At 63.9% G+C, this 17,226-nt stretch carries 15 protein-coding genes; 7 read left to right on the top strand and 8 right to left on the bottom strand.

Translation table 11 applies throughout. The features are described from left to right. Positions 1 to 27: 27 nt before the first annotated feature. The 6 genes from paaE to ACPWR9_RS06545 all read right to left on the bottom strand — a co-directional run bounded on the left by paaE (position 28) and on the right by ACPWR9_RS06545 (position 5,035). Positions 28 to 1,116, bottom strand: coding sequence for a 1,2-phenylacetyl-CoA epoxidase subunit PaaE (gene paaE, locus ACPWR9_RS06520; protein ID WP_426295976.1), 1,089 nt, complete (start codon positions 1,114 to 1,116; stop codon positions 28 to 30). Positions 1,117 to 1,166: 50 nt separating this feature from the next. Then, positions 1,167 to 1,766 carry a 1,2-phenylacetyl-CoA epoxidase subunit PaaD gene (gene paaD / locus ACPWR9_RS06525; protein WP_426295975.1) on the bottom strand — a complete coding sequence of 200 codons (600 nt, stop codon included), beginning with the start codon at positions 1,764 to 1,766 and terminating at the stop codon, positions 1,167 to 1,169. A gap of 21 nt (positions 1,767 to 1,787) precedes the next feature. Further along, complete coding sequence (paaC, locus tag ACPWR9_RS06530) at positions 1,788 to 2,591, bottom strand: 1,2-phenylacetyl-CoA epoxidase subunit PaaC (protein WP_426295974.1); 804 nt, start codon at positions 2,589 to 2,591, stop codon at positions 1,788 to 1,790. 49 nt (positions 2,592 to 2,640) lie between these two features. After that, complete coding sequence (gene paaB, locus ACPWR9_RS06535) at positions 2,641 to 2,937, bottom strand: 1,2-phenylacetyl-CoA epoxidase subunit PaaB (protein ID WP_426295973.1); 297 nt, start codon at positions 2,935 to 2,937, stop codon at positions 2,641 to 2,643. A 73-nt stretch (positions 2,938 to 3,010) separates the two neighbouring features. Further along, entirely contained in the window at positions 3,011 to 4,018 is a 1,008-nt protein-coding gene (gene paaA / locus ACPWR9_RS06540; protein ID WP_150679246.1) for a 1,2-phenylacetyl-CoA epoxidase subunit PaaA, read from the bottom strand. Positions 4,019 to 4,159: 141 nt separating this feature from the next. Then, positions 4,160 to 5,035, bottom strand: coding sequence for a LysR family transcriptional regulator (locus ACPWR9_RS06545; RefSeq protein WP_426295972.1), 876 nt, complete (start codon positions 5,033 to 5,035; stop codon positions 4,160 to 4,162). 105 nt (positions 5,036 to 5,140) lie between these two features. On the opposite strand from ACPWR9_RS06545, the gene ACPWR9_RS06550 reads away from it, so the two are divergent. The 3 genes from ACPWR9_RS06550 (at position 5,141) to ACPWR9_RS06560 (ending at position 8,768) form a co-directional block, all read left to right on the top strand. Then, positions 5,141 to 6,028: an HpcH/HpaI aldolase/citrate lyase family protein gene (locus ACPWR9_RS06550; protein ID WP_426295971.1), complete on the top strand. Its 888-nt coding sequence runs from the start codon at positions 5,141 to 5,143 to the stop codon at positions 6,026 to 6,028. 2 nt (positions 6,029 to 6,030) lie between these two features. Next, positions 6,031 to 7,308: a CaiB/BaiF CoA transferase family protein gene (locus tag ACPWR9_RS06555; protein ID WP_426295970.1), complete on the top strand. Its 1,278-nt coding sequence runs from the start codon at positions 6,031 to 6,033 to the stop codon at positions 7,306 to 7,308. Positions 7,309 to 7,385: 77 nt separating this feature from the next. After that, positions 7,386 to 8,768 carry a 2-hydroxycarboxylate transporter family protein gene (locus tag ACPWR9_RS06560; RefSeq protein ID WP_426295969.1) on the top strand — a complete coding sequence of 461 codons (1,383 nt, stop codon included), beginning with the start codon at positions 7,386 to 7,388 and terminating at the stop codon, positions 8,766 to 8,768. 31 nt (positions 8,769 to 8,799) lie between these two features. On the opposite strand, the gene ACPWR9_RS06565 is transcribed toward ACPWR9_RS06560, so the two are convergent. After that, complete coding sequence (locus ACPWR9_RS06565; protein WP_426295968.1) at positions 8,800 to 9,768, bottom strand: GlxA family transcriptional regulator; 969 nt, start codon at positions 9,766 to 9,768, stop codon at positions 8,800 to 8,802. Positions 9,769 to 10,093: 325 nt separating this feature from the next. Here ACPWR9_RS06565 and ACPWR9_RS06570 point away from each other — a divergent pair, with 325 nt between their 5' ends. The 4 genes from ACPWR9_RS06570 to ACPWR9_RS06585 all read left to right on the top strand — a co-directional run bounded on the left by ACPWR9_RS06570 (position 10,094) and on the right by ACPWR9_RS06585 (position 15,155). Further along, positions 10,094 to 10,717: a M24 family metallopeptidase gene (locus ACPWR9_RS06570; protein WP_426296602.1), complete on the top strand. Its 624-nt coding sequence runs from the start codon at positions 10,094 to 10,096 to the stop codon at positions 10,715 to 10,717. A gap of 207 nt (positions 10,718 to 10,924) precedes the next feature. Continuing rightward, entirely contained in the window at positions 10,925 to 11,437 is a 513-nt protein-coding gene (locus tag ACPWR9_RS06575; protein ID WP_426295967.1) for a sigma-70 family RNA polymerase sigma factor, read from the top strand. 8 nt (positions 11,438 to 11,445) lie between these two features. Continuing rightward, positions 11,446 to 12,420, top strand: a complete 975-nt coding sequence (locus ACPWR9_RS06580) for a FecR domain-containing protein (protein WP_426295966.1) — start codon at positions 11,446 to 11,448, stop codon at positions 12,418 to 12,420. Between the two features lie 200 nt (positions 12,421 to 12,620). After that, entirely contained in the window at positions 12,621 to 15,155 is a 2,535-nt protein-coding gene (locus ACPWR9_RS06585) for a TonB-dependent siderophore receptor (RefSeq protein WP_426295965.1), read from the top strand. A gap of 3 nt (positions 15,156 to 15,158) precedes the next feature. Here ACPWR9_RS06585 and ACPWR9_RS06590 read toward each other — a convergent pair whose 3' ends face one another. Further along, positions 15,159 to 16,787 (bottom strand): phospholipase D family protein, encoded by a 1,629-nt coding sequence (locus ACPWR9_RS06590; protein ID WP_426295964.1) that lies wholly within the window; start codon positions 16,785 to 16,787, stop codon positions 15,159 to 15,161. Positions 16,788 to 17,226: the final 439 nt, after the last annotated feature.

Genomic DNA, 17,226 nt, shown 5'->3' on the forward strand with positions numbered 1-17,226 from the left:
GCGTGGCTTCCGCGCCGCGTCTTGCATTTAACGCTCGTCGTAGCTCACCACCACGCGCTCGGTGAGCGGGCGCGCCTGGCACGTGAGCACGAAGCCTTGTTCGACTTCGTAGTCTTCCAGCGTGTAGTTCTTGTCCATGGCCACTTCACCTTCAAGCACCTTGGCACGGCACGTGCAGCACACGCCGCCCTTGCAGGCGTACGGCAGCGAGAGGCCCGCGGCCAAGCCCGTGTCGAGAATGCTCTGGCCTTCGTACGGCTGGCGCAGACGGCGCTCCTTGCCGTCCATGACGACCACCAGCTCGGCCATCGGCGTGTCGTCGGTGATGATGACCGGCTTCGCGCCCGCTTGCGGCGACGGCACGCCAAAGCGTTCGACGTGGATCTTTTCCTTGGCGACACCGGCGGCGGCCAGTGCGGCTTCGGCGGCATCCATCATCGGGCCCGGGCCGCAGATGAAGGCTTCGTCGATGCTCGACGGCGGGATCAGCGTCTCGAGGAATGCGGCGCACTTCGTCTGATCGAGCAAGCCGTTGAACAGCTCGACTTCCTGCGCTTCGTCCGAGAGCACGTGATACAGACGCAGACGGCCCAGATACGTGTTCTTCAGATCTTCCAGCGCTTCGGCAAACATGATCGCCGGCACCGAGCGATTGCCGTACACGAGCGTGAACTGGCTGTTCGGCTCCGAGGCGAGCGTCGTCTTGATGAGTGCCAGCATCGGCGTGATGCCCGACCCACCGGCAAAGCCGACGTAGTGCTTGGCATGCTCGGGCGACAGACGGGTGAAGAAGCGGCCGTCCGGCGTCATCACATCGATTTGCTGACCCGGCTTCAACTGATCGTTGGCGAAGTTCGAGAACTTGCCACCCGGCACGCGCTTGATCCCGACACGCAATTCGCCGGTGGCCTCGTAGTCGGGCACCCCTACGCAAATCGAATAGGAGCGGCGGGCTTCTTCGCCTTCGATCAGCGTCTTTAGCGTGAGGAACTGGCCTTGCGTGAAGCGGTAGGCGTCGCGCAGGGCGTCCGGCACGGTGAAGGCGATCGAGATGGCGTCGGCGGTCTCGGGACGGATTTCGCGAATGGTCAGCGAATGGAATTGCGGGGTCGTCATCGTGGGCTTCCTTGCCGCCGGCACCCGCCGGACGGGATCAATCGGATCAATCAATAGGGCTTGAAGTAGTCGAACGGCTCGCGGCACGTGCGGCAACGGTAATGCGCTTTGCAGGCGGTCGAGCCAAAGGCCGATACCACTTCCGTGTCGGTCGAACCGCAGTGCGGGCAGGTCACACCGTCTTTCGGGCGGCCGTAGAACGTGATCTTGCGCGGTGCGTCGGCGGCCACCGCATGCGCGCCCGTGGGCGGCGCAATGCCGTAGCCGCGCAGCTTCTCGCGGGCTTCCTGGCTGATCCAGTCCGTGGTCCATGCCGGTGCCAGCACCGTGGTGATGTGCCACGGGCCGAGGCCGGCGCGCGTCATTGCCGCGTCGATGTCTTCGGCAATTTGCTGCATGGCCGGACACCCTGAATACGTTGGCGTAATCACGATCTCGAACGACACTGCACCGCTGGCGTTCTGCACGACGCGCACATCGCGCAGAATGCCGAGTTCGCGAATCGACACGACCGGAATCTCGGGATCGGGAACCGATTCGAGCGTCTGCCACGCGAGCGGCAACGAGGCTTCCGAGGCCGGCGTGAGCACGTCGGGGGCGATGGGCGGCGTGAGTGGCAGATTCATGATCGTGTCGATGGGCGTGTGCATCGCGGCGTTCGTCTCGTCGGCTTACCAGCTTGCGCCGGGATGCTGACGTGCGATGCCCTGCATCTCGCCGAGCAGATAGCTCATGTGCTCGGAGTGATGGCCGAGTTTGCCCGTGCTCTCGAACGCGCCGGCCACCGGTGCGCTGAGCGTGGCTTCGTCGAGCGCGTCGGTCACGACCGCTTGCCACGCATCCTTCAGACCGGCCATCGTCACGCCCGTACCGGCAGCGGCCACGGCGTCTTCGAGTGCATCGCTCTTGAAGACTTCGTTCATGTACGGCATCAGGTAGTCGAGTGCGGCTTGAGCGCGGCGATGCGATTCTTCCGTACCGTCGCCAAAGCGCACCAGCCAGTCGCGTGCGTGATGCAGGTGGTAATGCGCTTCCTTCACCGACTTCGCGGCGATAGCCGCGAGTTCTGCGTCGCTCGATTGTGCGAGGGCTTGCCAAACTTCGACCATCAGGGCCGAGTACAGGAAGTTGCGCACGATCGTGACAGCGTAGTCGCGCTCGGCAGCGGAGGTGCCAGCGGTCGGGCCGTAATGCGGCAGCTCGACGAGGGTCCAGTTGCGGAACGCGAATTCGTCGCGCCAGAAGGCGTAGTCGTCTTCTTGCTTGGTAATGCCGGTGAGTTCGGTTTCGAGCTTGGCGGCGTGCTGATAGAGCATGCGTGCCTGGCCGATCAGATCAAGGCTCAGGTTGGTGAGCGCGATGTCTTCTTCGAGCACGGGGCCGTGACCGCACCATTCCGCGTTGCGCTGACCGAGGATCAGCGCGTTGTCGGCAAGGCGCAGCAGATAGGACAGGTGTTCCTGCGTCGGTTTCATGTTCTGGTGTCTCGCTCGGGGCGCGCCGTGACAGACGGCGCGCAGCCACTTACATGTGGTTCACTTCTTCCGGCAACTGATAGAAGGTCGGATGGCGGTAGATCTTGTCGGCGGCCGGGTCGAACAGTTCGGCCTTGTCTTCCGGTGCCGAAGCCGTGATGGCGGCCGAGGGCACGACCCAGATGCTCACGCCTTCCTGGCGGCGCGTGTAGACGTCGCGCGCCATGCGCAGCGCCATTTCAGCGTCGGCGGCGTGCAGGCTGCCGCTGTGCTTGTGTTCGAGGCCCATCTTGCTGCGCACGAACACTTCCCAGAGGGGCCATTCCTTGTTAGTTGCTTGCGTCATGATCGTTCCTGATGCGGGGCGTCCCGCGTGTCTGTGAGGTTGCCGCGCGAGTTCGCGACTATCGCGACTAGCTTTAGGCCGCTTGTTTTTCTGCGCGCTGACGTTGCTTGGCGGCGTGGGCGAGGGCCGCATCGCGCACCCAGGCACCTTTCTCGTGAGCGGCCACGCGCGTGCCAAGACGTTCCTTGTTGCACGGGCCTTCGCCGTTCACCACACGCCAGAATTCCGACCAGTCGATTTCGCCGTAATCGTGGGCCTTGCGGGCTTCGTTCCACTTCAGATCCGGGTCGGGGAACGTCACGCCGAGCACCTTGGCCTGTTCGATCGCGGCGTCGACAAACTTCTGACGCAGGTCGTCGTTCGAAATGCGCTTGATGCCCCACTTCATGGTCTGCGCGCTGTGGATCGATTCCTTGTCGCTCGGACCGAACATCATCAGCACCGGCCACCACCAGCGGTTGACGGCTTCTTGCACCATGTCGCGCTGGGCTTGCGTGCCGTTCATCATCGCGAGCAGGGCGTCGAAGCCTTGGCGCTGGTGGAACGATTCTTCCTTACAGACGCGGATCATGGCGCGCGCGTACGGGCCGTACGAGCAGCGGCACAGCGGCACTTGGTTCATGATGGCGGCGCCATCGACGAGCCAGCCGATCACACCGACGTCGGCCCAGGTGAGCGTGGGGTAATTGAAGATGCTGGAGTACTTGGCCTTGCCCGAGTGCAGGGCGTCGAGCATCTGGTCGCGCGAGGTGCCGAGCGTCTCGGCGGCCGAGTAGAGGTAGAGGCCGTGACCGGCTTCGTCCTGCACTTTGGCGAGCAGAATGGCTTTGCGCTTGAGGCTGGGCGCGCGCGAAATCCAGTTGCCTTCGGGCAGCATGCCGACGACTTCCGAGTGCGCGTGTTGCGAAATCTGGCGCACGAGCGTCTTGCGATACTCGGCGGGCATATAGTCCTGCGGCTCGATCTTCTGATCGGCGGCCATGCGCGCGTCGAAGCGGGCTTGTTGCTGCTGCTCCGTCTCGCTCAGGGCGCGCACGCCCTTGGGGCTGTTGCCGGCCAGATCGATGGCTTGCGTATACATAGAGGGAGGCCTCCGCGGCATGTGGGGAATATGGAACGCATTATAAACCGACCGGCCGGTCGGTCAATAAATGTTTTCCATGAGATGGCGGAGGTGATTGCGGGGGCGTGTTAGGTAGGCCCGAGGGCCGTGGCTCGCTCGTTAATTGGGGGCGACCGCCCGCGTCGCACATGCCAGCAACCCCTTGATCAGCCGCGCCCGCGGCGAAGCTCGATGCCACAGTAGGCCGAAGCGGCGGCGCTCGACCGGGGCGGGTAGCGGGAGACGAACGACGTCCAAGCCACTCGTAAGTGGCGACACAATGTCAGGCACCAGCGACACACCTAACCGACGATCCACCATCATCGCAATCGCCATCAACGAATTCAGCTCGAACAACTCGTTCGGTACGATCTTCGCCGCGCGCAAATACTGATCCGCTTGTTTGCCGCCGCCCAGCGACCGGTCATAGCGAATGAACGGCTCGCGCCGCAGCAGCGTGTGGGGCGTCTCGTGGGCCAGATGCGCTGGCGCGAGCACCACAATCGGTTCTTCTCGCAACAAGTGCCAGTCGTACGCCTTGGGCAGCGCAAACGGCGGATGCAGGCAAATCGCCACATCGAGATCGCCGCGTTGCAGCGTGTCGTACAACTCCATCGACGTGCCCGCGCGAATCAGCACCTTGGCCTGCGGGAATGCCGTCGAGAAGTTCGCCAGCACGTCAGGCAGCAAACTCAGCAGCGCCGTCGTAATGGTGCCGATGCGCAGCTCGCCCGACGGCTCGTCGGTGAGCGCCACTGCCTTGAGTTCGGCCGCCTCGCGCACCAGCTCCCGTGCTTTTTCAACCACACGATGCCCGGCCTCCGTCGGAATGACGGTACGCCCCGCGCGCACCAGAAGCGGCACCCCCAACTCGCGCTCTAGCGCCTGCACCTGTTGTGCAATGGCCGCAGGCGTCACGCCAATGCGGCGCGCGGCTTCAGCCATTGAGCCGCTATCGACGACGAGCAAAAGATTGGCGAGAAAGGCGGTATCCATAACGATAGATTTGCTACGTTTTTAAGATAGGTGCAGATAGTTTATCTAAATCAAGACGGCACTTAGACTCATTTCCAGTCAGAAAAGCAAGCAAGGACTGGAGACATGAGAAGCAAACTCTTCGTGCCCGCGTCGCGCCCGGAGCTCTTCGGCAAGGCGCTCGCCAGTGCGGCCGACGCGCTGTCGTTCGATCTGGAAGATTCCGTCGCGCCCGAGCGCAAGCACGACGCGCGCAATACATTGCGCGACTGGCTGCGCATGCTCGACACCCGCAGCCTCGACAAGCAACTGATCGTGCGTGTGAACGCGCTCGACTCGGCGCACTTCGCCGACGACATCGACGCTGCCGTGCAGCCCGGTGTCGCGCTCATCAATCTGCCGAAGCCCGAGTGCGCTGCCGACGTGCACGCCGCCGCGGAGCGCATTGCGCAGGCCGAGCGCGCCAACGGCGTCGCGACACCTGTGCGCTTGCTGCTCAATATCGAATCGCCGCAGGCACTGCGCCGCGCGGCAGAACTCGCGGCGGCCCATCCGCGTGTGGCGGGGCTGCAATTGGGGTTGGGCGATCTGTTCGAACCGATGGGCATCGCGCGTCGCGAGACGGCGGCGATCTCGCAGGCGATGTTCGCGCTGCGCATGGCGGCCGGTGAAGCCGGTGTGTTCGCCTACGACTCGGCTTTCGCCAACATCAAAGACGAAGCGGGTTTTCGCGCTGAAGCGCAACTCGCCCGCGCGATGGGCTTCCTCGGCAAGAGCTGTATTCATCCCAGCCAGATTGCCCTCGCTAACGATGTTTTCCGCCCCTCCGACGAAGAAATCGCCCACGCCTTGCGAGTGGTCGATGCCGCGCGCAACGCAACGCGTGACGGCGTCGGTGCTTATGTCGTCGACGGCAAGATGATCGACGTGCCGTTTGTCGAGCGCGCCCGCACATTGCTGGGCGCCGCACGCCGCATGGGGCTGCTGCGCGACGAACACGCTGTGACCCGATGACCATGAAACGAGATCCCCTCCTGTCTCCTGCCGCCGGTGCAGGTGTTGCCGCATCCCCCGCTGGCCCGCTCGATGGCGTGCGCGTGCTCGATCTGAGCGCCTACATCGCCGGTCCCTACGGCTGCACATTGCTCGCCGATCAGGGCGCAGAAGTCATCAAAATCGAACCGCCCACCGGCGACAATTTGCGCAAGTACCCGTCGACGTTAGCGGCGGAGAGCCGCGCGTTTCTCGGCGTCAATCGCGGCAAGCGCGGACTCGTGCTCGATCTCAAGCAGCCGGAGGCGCTCGCGGTGCTGCGCCGTCTGGTCGAATCGGCCGACGTGTTGGTGCATAACTTTCGCCCGAACGTGCCGGCGCGCCTCGGTATCGCGTACGAGCAACTGCGCGACGTGAATCCGCGCTTGATTTACTGCGCTGTGACGGGTTACGGCGATACCGGCCCGAACAAAGACAAGGCTGGCTACGACCAAGTGCTGCAAACCATGACGGGCATGTGTGCGATGCAGGGCAAGCCCGATGGACCACCCGAGATTCTGTACGGCTCGGTCGTCGACTACTATGCGGCGTCGTTGGTTGCGGCAGGCGTGTCGTCGGCACTGTTCGCGCGCGAGCGCACGGGGGAAGGGCAGTACGTGGGCGTGTCGTTGCTGCGCAGCGCGTTGGCGATGCAGTCGGCCCGTATGGTCTGGGCCGATGGCGAGCCGCGCGACGTCGGTCGCGACATGCGCTCGGGCGGCATCACCGGGATTCATCCGACGCGCGATGGCTATCTGTATATCTCGGCCAACACGGCGCACTTCTGGCAGGCGCTATGCGAGAAGACGGGCATGTCGGTGCTCGCCACGGATGAGCGCTACGATTCTGTGCGCAAACGCGCGCAACACCGCGACGAGATCGTGCCGCAGTTGCACACGGCGTTGCAGGCGCACAGCGCGCGTGAGTGGGAGACGATCTTCGGCGATGCCGTGCCGTGTGCCGCCGCCCGTCGTATCGAAGACATGTTCGACGATCCGCAGGTCGAGGCCGAAGCCATGGTGCAGCGCTACACGTATGCGGGCGCGCACGGCGATCTGGAATATCGCGGCTTTCGACAGCCGATCCGATTCGGTAATGGCACGAGTGCGGGGCCGAAGGCCGGACCGAGTGACGGTGCCGACGATGCGCCCGTATCACGCGCCGCGCCCGCCTTCGGCCAGCATTCCGATGAAGTGCTGCGCGATCTCGGCTTGCCAGATGCGGAGATCGCGGCGTTGCGAGAGACAAAGGCGGTGCAGTAAGCGAATCCCCCAGCGCGCGACAAGCGAGGCGATTCGCGACACAGCGCGCCCTATATAAGATGAACGGAGACAAATCCATGGAAACCATCACCACGCGCGCCGACGCGGCGAGGGCGTCTGCGCCCGCGAACCCGGCGTCACCGAAGCACGGTGCGAGTTCGGCGAGGTCGCGACGAGAGCGCTGGTGGGCGGTGTTCGACTTGCGCATCGGCGCGCTGCCGTTGCCGGTGTATCTGCTGCTCGTGGCTATCCTCGCGGCGATGGCGCACAACGGCAAGCTCGCGTCGGATCTGCCGACCGGTATCGCGCTCGTCGCCGTGGGCGGCTTCACTTGCGCGGAACTGGCCAAGCGTATTCCGTGGGTGCGTCACATCGGGGCGACGTCGATCTTCGCGGCGTTCATCCCGTCGGCGATGGTCTATTACGGACTCATGCCCGAGCCGGTGACGAAGGCCGTCACCACGTTCACCAAAAGCTCCAACTTCCTGTATCTGTTCATCGCCGCCATCATCGTCGGCAGTGTGCTGAGCATGGACCGGCGCACGCTCGTGAAAGGGTTCGTGCGCATTTTCATTCCGCTCGCGAGCGGCTCCGTTGTGGCAGCCATTGTCGGGACGTCGGTCGGCACTGCGCTCGGTCTGGAAGCGAAGCAGGTGTTCTTCTACATCGTCGTGCCGATCATGGCGGGCGGTGTCGGCGAAGGTGCGCTGCCGCTCTCGGCGGGCTATGCGCAAATTCTCGGCGTGGAACAAGGGCCGCTCTTCGCACAAGCCCTCTCGGCGGCGATGCTCGGCAACATCTCGGCCATCTGTCTGGCGGGCTTGTTGAGCTATCTCGGCGCGCGCAAGCCGAAGCTCACCGGTAACGGGCAGTTGACCGTCGTGCCCGCGAACGAGGTGAGTGCGGCGCCGGACGAGTCGTCGCAAAGCTTCGACGCGTCGAGTTTGGCGGCGGCGGGTGGCACGGCTATCGCGCTGTATCTGCTAGGCGTGTTGAGTCATCAATGGTTCCACTGGCCCGCGCCTGTGGTGATGCTCGTCTTCGTGGTGATCGCGCAGTTGTTCCAGATCGTGTCGCCGCGCGTGCGGGGCGGGGCGCGCTTCATGTATAGCTTCTTCTCAACGGCGGTGACCTATCCGCTGATGTTCGCCATCAGTATCGCGATGACGCCGTGGGGCGAGATCGTCACGGCCTTTCACTGGATCAATATCGTGACCGCCGTCTCGACGGTGCTCTCGCTCGCGGTGACGGGGTTTTTCGTGGCGAAGTGGGTGGGGATGTATCCGGTAGAGGCGGCCATCGTCAACGTGACACACAGCGGCTTGGGCGGCACCGGCGATGTGGCGATTCTTACCGCAGCGAACCGCATGGAACTGATGCCGTTCGCACAGATTGCGACTCGCATCGGCGGCGCGATCGTCGTGATGCTGTCGCTGGCGGCGTTTTCTTACTGGCATTGATGGCGAGACGTCGTGCGATGACGGCGGCCGCTCAGTCCTGCGGCTGTCCGAAGTGCTCGCGGTACTGCTGCGGCGACACGCCGAATCGGCGCTGAAACACTTTGCGCATGTTGTGCGGATCGCCAAAACCGCACTGCCATGCCACCGTCTTGAGCGGCGCAGTGCCGTTCTCCAGCATGACGCGTGCCGCGTCGATGCGGGCGGCGCTCACGAAATCGGCGGGCGTCACGCCGGCGTCGCGCGCAAACACGCGGGAAAAGTTGCGCACGCTCATCTTCGCCACGGCCGCCAAGTCACCCACCGACAGTGGCTCGGCCAGATGCTCCAGCACATACTGCTGCGCTTGCGCGACCGGCGAATTCGGCTCGGCGTACGGCGTGAGGTACGGGCTGAACTGCGACTGACCGCCGGCGCGCTGGGTGAACACCACGAGTCGCTTGGCCACATTGAGCGCGACTTCCTGTCCGTGATCTTGCGCGAGCAGATGCAGCGACAAGTCGATGCCCGCCGTCACGCCCGCCGACGTGTACAGATTCCCATCCTGAATAAAGAGCCGGTCTGCCTCGATGTGGGCACCGGGGGCCCGTTGCGCGAGGACGTCGACGTCGTTCCAGTGCGTGGTCACGCGCTTGCCGTCGAGCAGTCCTGCCGCTGCGAGCACTAACGCGCCGTTGCAAATGGAACCGAAGCGGCGCGCCCGAGCGGTGGCGTCGTGGAGCCAGCGCGACACGTTAGGGCCGAGGTCGTCCGTCAGCAGCGACGGGCCACCCGCGACGAGCAGTAAATCGAGATGCCCGCCCGCTTCCTGATAGTGACGGCGGGGCAGCAGCGTCATGCCGTTCGAACAGGCAATCGGCCCGTGCTGGGTGCCGATGACTTCCGCTTGATAGTGATCGCCGGGCAGCAAAAAGCGATTCGCTTCGGCGAAGACGTCGAGCGGGCCGCTCACATCGAGCGACTGCACGCCGGGAAAAACCAGCAAGGCGACATTGCGGATCATGGCGAAGGGACGCTGGCAGTAATGCGCTGCATTTTGGCAGAAAGCGGCCAGATGGGCGGATCACGCCTGAACGTTGGCGTGAACGGCCCCCGGTTTGGCGGAATTGGCACGGTCGAGGGGCGTGGCAGGGAATGTGAGGGTTCCGACAATGGGCCTCATTGACGGCGGCATCGGGTCGCCGCGTTTTTCCTCCCACAAGAGGCCATCGATGTCACTTCCGAAGACCACGACTTTAGTCAGCCCCTCAACCGACCCCACCCGCGTGCGTTACCCCGATGCCGCGTCGCTCGCCGAGCGCGTCGGCCCGGCATTCTCCGTGGACGGCATGCTCATGGCGCGCCACAAGACGCGCGCGGCCATTCAAGAGATCGCCCGTCAGGTGCGGCCGGGCATGGTGGAGGAAGATGCCGTCGCGATGGCGAAGGGTGTCCTTGTGTCCGCGGGACTCGAACTCAGCTGGCACCCCACGCGCGTGCGCTTCGGTGTGAACACACTGAAGCCCATGCGCCAACCGTCGACGCTCGGCGTGGTGCTGGGCGAAGACGATTTGTTCTTCATCGACATCGCGCCGCGCTTCGACGCATGGGAAGGCGATGGCGGTGCTACCTTCGTCGTCGGCGAACATGCCGAGTACGCCCGTTGTGCCCGCGATGCCGAAGCGCTGTTTCACGACGTGCGTGGCAAATGGCTACGCGATGGGGTGTCGGGGCAGGCGCTGTATACCTACGCCGATACGGTGGCGCAGCGCATGGGATGGACGTTGAACTTCGACCTGCCGGGGCATCGCGTGTCCGACTTTCCCCATGCCGCCATTCACACGGGCTCGCTTGCCGACTTCGAATCGACGCCGTCGGCCATGCGCTGGATTCTCGAAATTCACCTGCGCGACCCGCAACACCGCTTCGGGGCGTTCTTCGAAGACATGCTGCTCGAAGATACCTATTACTGATGGGTGTTTCGGTGATTGCTGCATGCCGGTGTTTCTTTCGAGCGGCACATCCCTTACTGGCTGTCGCGCCCGCGCGACGGCCTCGCAGCGGAGATTATTGATCGCACGTCCCCCGGGGACTTGTTTGCTATACTGCGAACGATTCTCATTTGCAACGCGGGTGCCTGAGCCTTCCGGCCACACCTGGTCCGGGGACAGGAGGGGCGCATGCCCGCCGACGACACGCTGCAACGCGACACGTTGCAGGGGCTCTATCACGATCATCACGGCTGGCTCCATAGCTGGCTGCATCGCAAGACCGGTTGCTCGCATCGGGCGGCCGATCTTGCCCACGACACGTTCGTCCGTCTGCTCGAACGCGAGCCGCCACGCTTGCTCGCGTCCCCGCGCGCCTTCCTGACCACCGTCGCCCAGCGCGTTCTCTATAACTACTGGCGGCGCGACCAGATCGAGCGCGCTTATCTCGAAGCGCTCGCCCAGCAGCCCGAAGCCGTCGTGCCGTCACCGGAAGAACGCGCCATCGTGCTCGAGACGCTGCTTGAGATCGACCGCTGCCTCGACGGCCTCCCGCCCCCCGTCAAACGTGCCTTTCTGCTCGCGCAGCTCGACGGGCTATCGCACGCGGAGATTGCTACCGAATTGAATATCTCGCTGGCGACCGTCAAACGCTATTTGGTGCGCGCCGGTACGCAGTGCTTCTTCGCGATGGAGTCGGCATGAGGCGGGCGATGGCGCAACCGTTTGCTCCCGGTATCGCCCAGCAAGCCGTGGAGTGGTGGGTGACGCTGCATGGCGGCGATGCCACCGACACGCTACGTGCGGCCTGCGCGCGGTGGCGTGAGGCGCATCCCGATCACGAACGCGCGTGGCGGCATATTGAGACGGCGGACGGTCGCATGCGGCACGTGTCCGACACGTTGGGGGCCGCGGTGGCGCAAGCCGCGCTTCGTGCACCGCGCTCGCGAGCACGCCGCACGGCGATCAAGGTCATCGTGGGCGGGCTGTTCGTGGGGGGCGGCGCGTGGCTCGCGACCGATCCGCTTGCCATGCAGCGCTTGCGGGCCGATGCGAGTACGGGCATCGGTGAGCAGCGCACGTTGCGTCTGGCGGATGGCACGACGCTCGTGCTGGGCACGCGTAGTGCGGTGCGATTATCGATGGACGGGGCGACGCGTCGAATCGCGCTGATCGAGGGCGAAATCATGGTGACGACCGGCAAGGACGCCGGACACTCGCCGCCGAGGCGGTTGGTTGTCACGACTGCGCAAGCGACGTTGCAGCCGCTCGGGACACGGTTCGCGGTGCGGCAAGACACCAACGGCGGCCGCGTTCAGGTATTCGAGGGCGCCGTGCGCGTCATGCCGCAGGGCGCGCCGCATATCGAGCGCATCGTACAGGCGGGCGAGCAGGCGCAGTTCGCGGCGCGCACGATCGACCCGCTCACCGGACTCGACGACGGTGGCGGTGCCTGGACCGAGGGCATGCTCGTGGCAGTCGACATGCGGCTCGATACGTTCTTGGCGGAGTTGTCGCGCTATCGGCGCGGCTATCTGCGCTGCGATCCGGCCGTGGCGGCGCTGCGCGTATCGGGAACGTATCCGCTCGGTGATATCGACGCCATTCTGGCCGTGCTGCCGCACGCACTGCCGGTGTCGGTGGCATCCGTCACACGCTATTGGGTGAGCGTCGGGCCGCGTGCCTGAAAACGCTGCCGCTTGATTCTCGCGTTGGCGATCGCCGTCCGGCGGTGATTCAGACGCGCCTCGCAGTGAGCATCGATTCCGCGCTCGAAGGATTTTCGATGTCTTTCAGTTTTTTTGTCCGGCCAGTGAGCTGTTTTGTACATCTCGCGTGACATGGGAAGTGAAGCCTTCTTTCTATTGCCTGAACGAGATATCCCATCATGGCCGTCGTCTTTTCTGAATTCCCTGCCGTAACGCAACGCCGGGCACCACTCGCCTCGCGCCCCCGCCATATTTGTGCCGCTGTCGCGATGACATTTGCGTCGGTGTTTGCGGCGAGCGTTGCACACGCGCAGGCGAATGCTTCGACCCCGGTGGACCCGACGGGGACTGCGAAAGTCGCGGCCAATCCTGCCACTGCGACCCGCGCATACGATATTCCGGCGGGCTCGCTCGACACCGTATTGACGCGCTTCGGCCGTGAAGCGGGCATCTTGCTGACTTACGCGCCGTCGCTCACGGCGGGCCGTCAAAGCCCCGGGGTGCAGGGACGTTTTGATGTGTCGGGTGCTTTCGGGCAGGTGTTGGCAGGGACGGGGCTGGTGGCGTCGCCGCAGGGCGCCGGCTTCACACTGGTGCCGCAAGCCGCGCCAGCGGCAGCGACACTCGCGGCGGGCGGTGGCTCCGGTGACGTGGCGCTGCCCACGACGCATGTGCAGGGGCAGGCATGGACCGACGCGTACCGCACGCCTGCGGATGCCAACATCGCACGCGCCGATGCGCCGATTCTCGACATTCCACAAGCCATCAACGTGGTACCGCAGCAGGTGCTGGCCGATCAGCGCGCGCGCACGCTCGACGACGCGCTCATCAACGTGAGCGGCATCGTGCAGGGCAATACGTTGGCGGGCACGCAAGACACGCTGCTTAAACGCGGGTTCGGCGGCAACCGGGACGGCTCGATCATGCACAACGGCATGCCGCTCGTGCAGGGGCGCGGGCTGAATGCGAATGCCGATGCCGTCGAGGTGCTCAAAGGGCCGTCGTCGCTGCTCTACGGGATCATGGACCCGGGCGGCGTGATTAACGTGGTGAGCAAGCGCCCGCTCCTTAAGCCATACACGGCGGTGAGTGTGGCGGGCACCACCTATGGTCACGGCAAAAACGGTGCGGAAGAGACGCTCGATACCACCGGGCCGATCGGCGATTCGGGGCTGGCTTACCGGCTGGTCGTCGATCAGAACAACCAGCAGTACTGGCGCAACTTCGGTTCGCAGCGTGAGACGCTGGTCGCCCCGACGTTGGCCTATTACGGACGCGACACGCAAGTGGTGCTGTCGTACGAGTATCGCAACTTCCTCACGCCGTTCGACCGGGGCACGGTGATCGATCCGACGACGAACAAGCCGCTGGCGATTTCGCCACGCGAGCGTCTGGACGACGTGCACAACGAGATGACCGGGCAGTCGCATCTGGCGCAGATCACCGTCGACCATCAGTTCAATGCCGACTGGAAGGCGCACTTCGGCTACAGCTACAACACTGAGACGTACGACGCGACGCAGTTGCGTGTGAACGGCATCAATACGAAGACGGGCATCATCTCGCGCAGTAACGACGGCACGCGCGGCTCGGATAGCACCGATAGCTACGGCATCGCCTATCTCGATGGGCGCGTGCAGCTGGCAGGTATGCAGCACGACGTGCAATTCGGCGGCGATTGGGAGTATCGGCGCATTTATCGACGCGATCTGATTCGTCAGGCCTCGACGTGCAAGTTCAACTATCTGAGTCCGGTGTATGGCTGCGAGGTGATCCCGACGACGGTGTCGGCCGCAGACAGCGATCAGACCGATACGCTGCACGACGCGTCGCTGTTTTTCCAGGATGCAATTCACGTGACCGATCGTTGGATTCTCGTGGGCGGCTTGCGCTTGCTGACGTATAGCCAGTTGGCGGGAAAGGGACGTCCGTTCCAGGTCAATACGAATATCTCCGATTCGAAGTGGTTGCCGCGCGCGGGGGTGGTCTATAAGGCGACGAACTATCTGTCGCTGTACGGCAGCTATTCCGAGTCGCTCAAACCGACGTCGACCATTGCGCCGCTCTCCAGCGGGGTGGTGATCGACGCCAATGTGGCGCCTGAGCATGCCAAGTCGTTTGAGATCGGGGCAAAGCTCGATATGCCGAACGGGCTGACCGGCACGTTGGCGCTGTTCAATATCAATAAGCGCAACGTGCTCGTCTCGCAGTTCAACGATGCGACCAAGCTGATCGACTGGCGGACCTCGGGCGCGGCGCGCTCGCGCGGGGTGGAGTTGGATGTGTCGGGGCGTATCGGGCAACGCTGGAACGTGATTGCCAGCTATGCATTTATCGACGCGAAGACGACGGAAGACCCGCTCTACACCGGTAACACGCTGGTGAACGTGGCGCAGCATTCGGCGTCGTTGGCAGGGGTGTATGACTGGGGCCCGGTGTTGGGCGACGGCGGCGGCAATTTGCGATTGGGGGCGGTGGGCCGGTACATTGGCTCGCGTCCGGGCGATTCGGCGAACAGCTTCACGTTGCCGGCGTACTTCGTGGCGGACGTGTTCGCCACGTACGACACGAAGATCGGGCGTCAACCGGTGCACTTCCAGTTCAACGTGAAGAACGTGTTCAACAAGACGTACTACCCGTCGAGCGCGAGTCAGTACTTCGTGGCCATCGGCGATGCGCGCTCGGCGACGTTGTCGGCGACGGTGGAGTTTTGAGTCTTACAGCAAATCGTCGCTAGGAAGCAGCGTGAAGGCGCCGGCCACGGCGTTTCGCCAGAAGGGGGCGTAGGGCTCGACGTCGAACGTACGCGGCTGGCCGTTCTCTTCTCCGACCCAACGTAGCGCTGGCATGGTGGGCGGGGTGGGCGTTGGCGGCGCCACGCCCGGCGGTACCAATTCAACACGGAAGCTCGCGCGAGGCGCGGTCGCCCGGTCGAAGATGCCTGCCATTCGCTCGGCGAAATCCGGGCTGTGGATCACGATGGCTAGCTCTGTGTTTAGACGTACCGAGCGCGGGTCGAGATTGAAAGATCCGAGCACTACGTCGCGCCGATCGATGATGTATGCCTTGCCGTGCAAGCTCGCACGAGAGGAGCCGCCGAACGTCACGCGCCGCGGCGCCGTTTCCGTACGGATCGGCTTGAACTCGTATAGCGCGATACCGGCCTTCAACAGCGCAGGCCGGTATCGCGCATAACCCGCGTGGACAGGAACGACATCCGTGGCCGCAAGCGAGTTTGTCAGCACGCGAACCTTCACCCCGCGTGCCGTCAGTGCGGAGAGAAACTTCACGCCGCCATCCAACGGGACAAAGTAGGGCGAGATGATCAGCACTTCGCTTTGCGCGTGTGTGGTGAGCTCGCGGAGTTTGTCGCCCGGCGCGCTCGTGGTTTCCTTCGCTGGCGTGTCGAGCTTGTCGGGGCTGTCGGCGGCCAGTTCGGCCGGTGCCCAGAACAGCGGCACTGTCCCGCTACGCAATCCGTCAGCGAGTGGCGGTTGGTGAAGGGCGTCGCGTCCGGCAGGGACGTTTTCCGCGTTGCGCCAGTGTTGGGCGAGGGCGTCTCGGGTGGCGTTGAGCGTTTCCTTGTCGATCTTCGACTGGACTTGCCGAAGGGGGTACGACTGGGGGCTCGTCCAGAAATGATCGAAGCTGCGCGAGATGGCATCGACCACGGGGCCGGCGCATAAGAGATCGAAGTCGCGGAAGGAGAGGTCGGGATTGGCGTCGAAATATTCGTCGCCCAGATTCCGGCCGCCAACGATGGCGAGTTGGTTGTCGGCGACGAGCGCTTTGTTATGCATTCGCCGATTGAGCTGGTCGAACTCCGTCAGAAGATTGCCTGCGCGTTGGAGCAGGGTGGTGTCGCGTGTGCCGAACGGGTTGAAGACACGAACCTCGATGTTGCGGTGCTCGTCGAGTACGGCGAAAGTCGGATCGGTGTGGCGCCGGTTGATATCGTCGACCAGCATGCGGATGCGCACGCCCCGGTCGGCGGCGTCGAGTAGCGACTGCAGGAGCAGCCGTCCGGTGATGTCTTCGCCGGCGCTGTAGTACTGCACGTCGAGACTGTGCTGGGCCGACTGAACTAGTGCGATGCGCGTGGTGAACGCGGCAGACCCGGTGGCCAGCAACTGGAAGCCGGATTCTCCGGCGTGCGCACGAACGGCGGGCGCGAGGGCGTCGGCCAGCGCACCGGGGGTGGCGGTCGGCGTGTGTACCGTCCACTGCGTGGGTTCGGGCGGCGGTCTGACGGAGGTGCAAGCCGCTGCGGCCAACGACAACGCGAGTGCAAACGCCAGGCGAGGCAGGGCTGACCAGCGTGACCGAAGGCGTCGCAGTAGTGCCATCTCGAACACTCTATATAGAGAGGGAGGGGGAGGGCCACCGTCCGGGAGGCCTTTCCATATAGGGAAGCTTTGCCAAAAGCATATGCGATTTCGTTGGTTGCGTCGCCCAGGCATGCCCGGATACATTGAACCTGTCTCCTCCATGAAGTCCTGTCCCATGGATCTCGGCCCGCTCACGACGCGGGCCTTTTTTTGCCCTTTTCAAATTATTTTCACAAAGTGCTTGCGCTGGTTCCGGGTTTTCACTAATATTCCGTCTCTCGCAACGACAGCGACGCAGCGAAAGCGGCGAAGCAGGAAGATGCGACGGGCTGGAAAGCCCGGTGGTTAGTGGTTTTGGAGCTTGTGAGTCGCTACGGCGACGAGCGAAAAGAAGCGAAAAAAACTGTTGACGACGACGAGAAGCTGCGACATAATCTCACTTCTCTGCTGCTGATGC

The sequence above is a fragment of the Pandoraea pneumonica genome, from assembly GCF_049918595.1.
In the GTDB taxonomy this organism is placed as follows: Bacteria; Pseudomonadota; Gammaproteobacteria; order Burkholderiales; family Burkholderiaceae; genus Pandoraea; species Pandoraea pneumonica_A.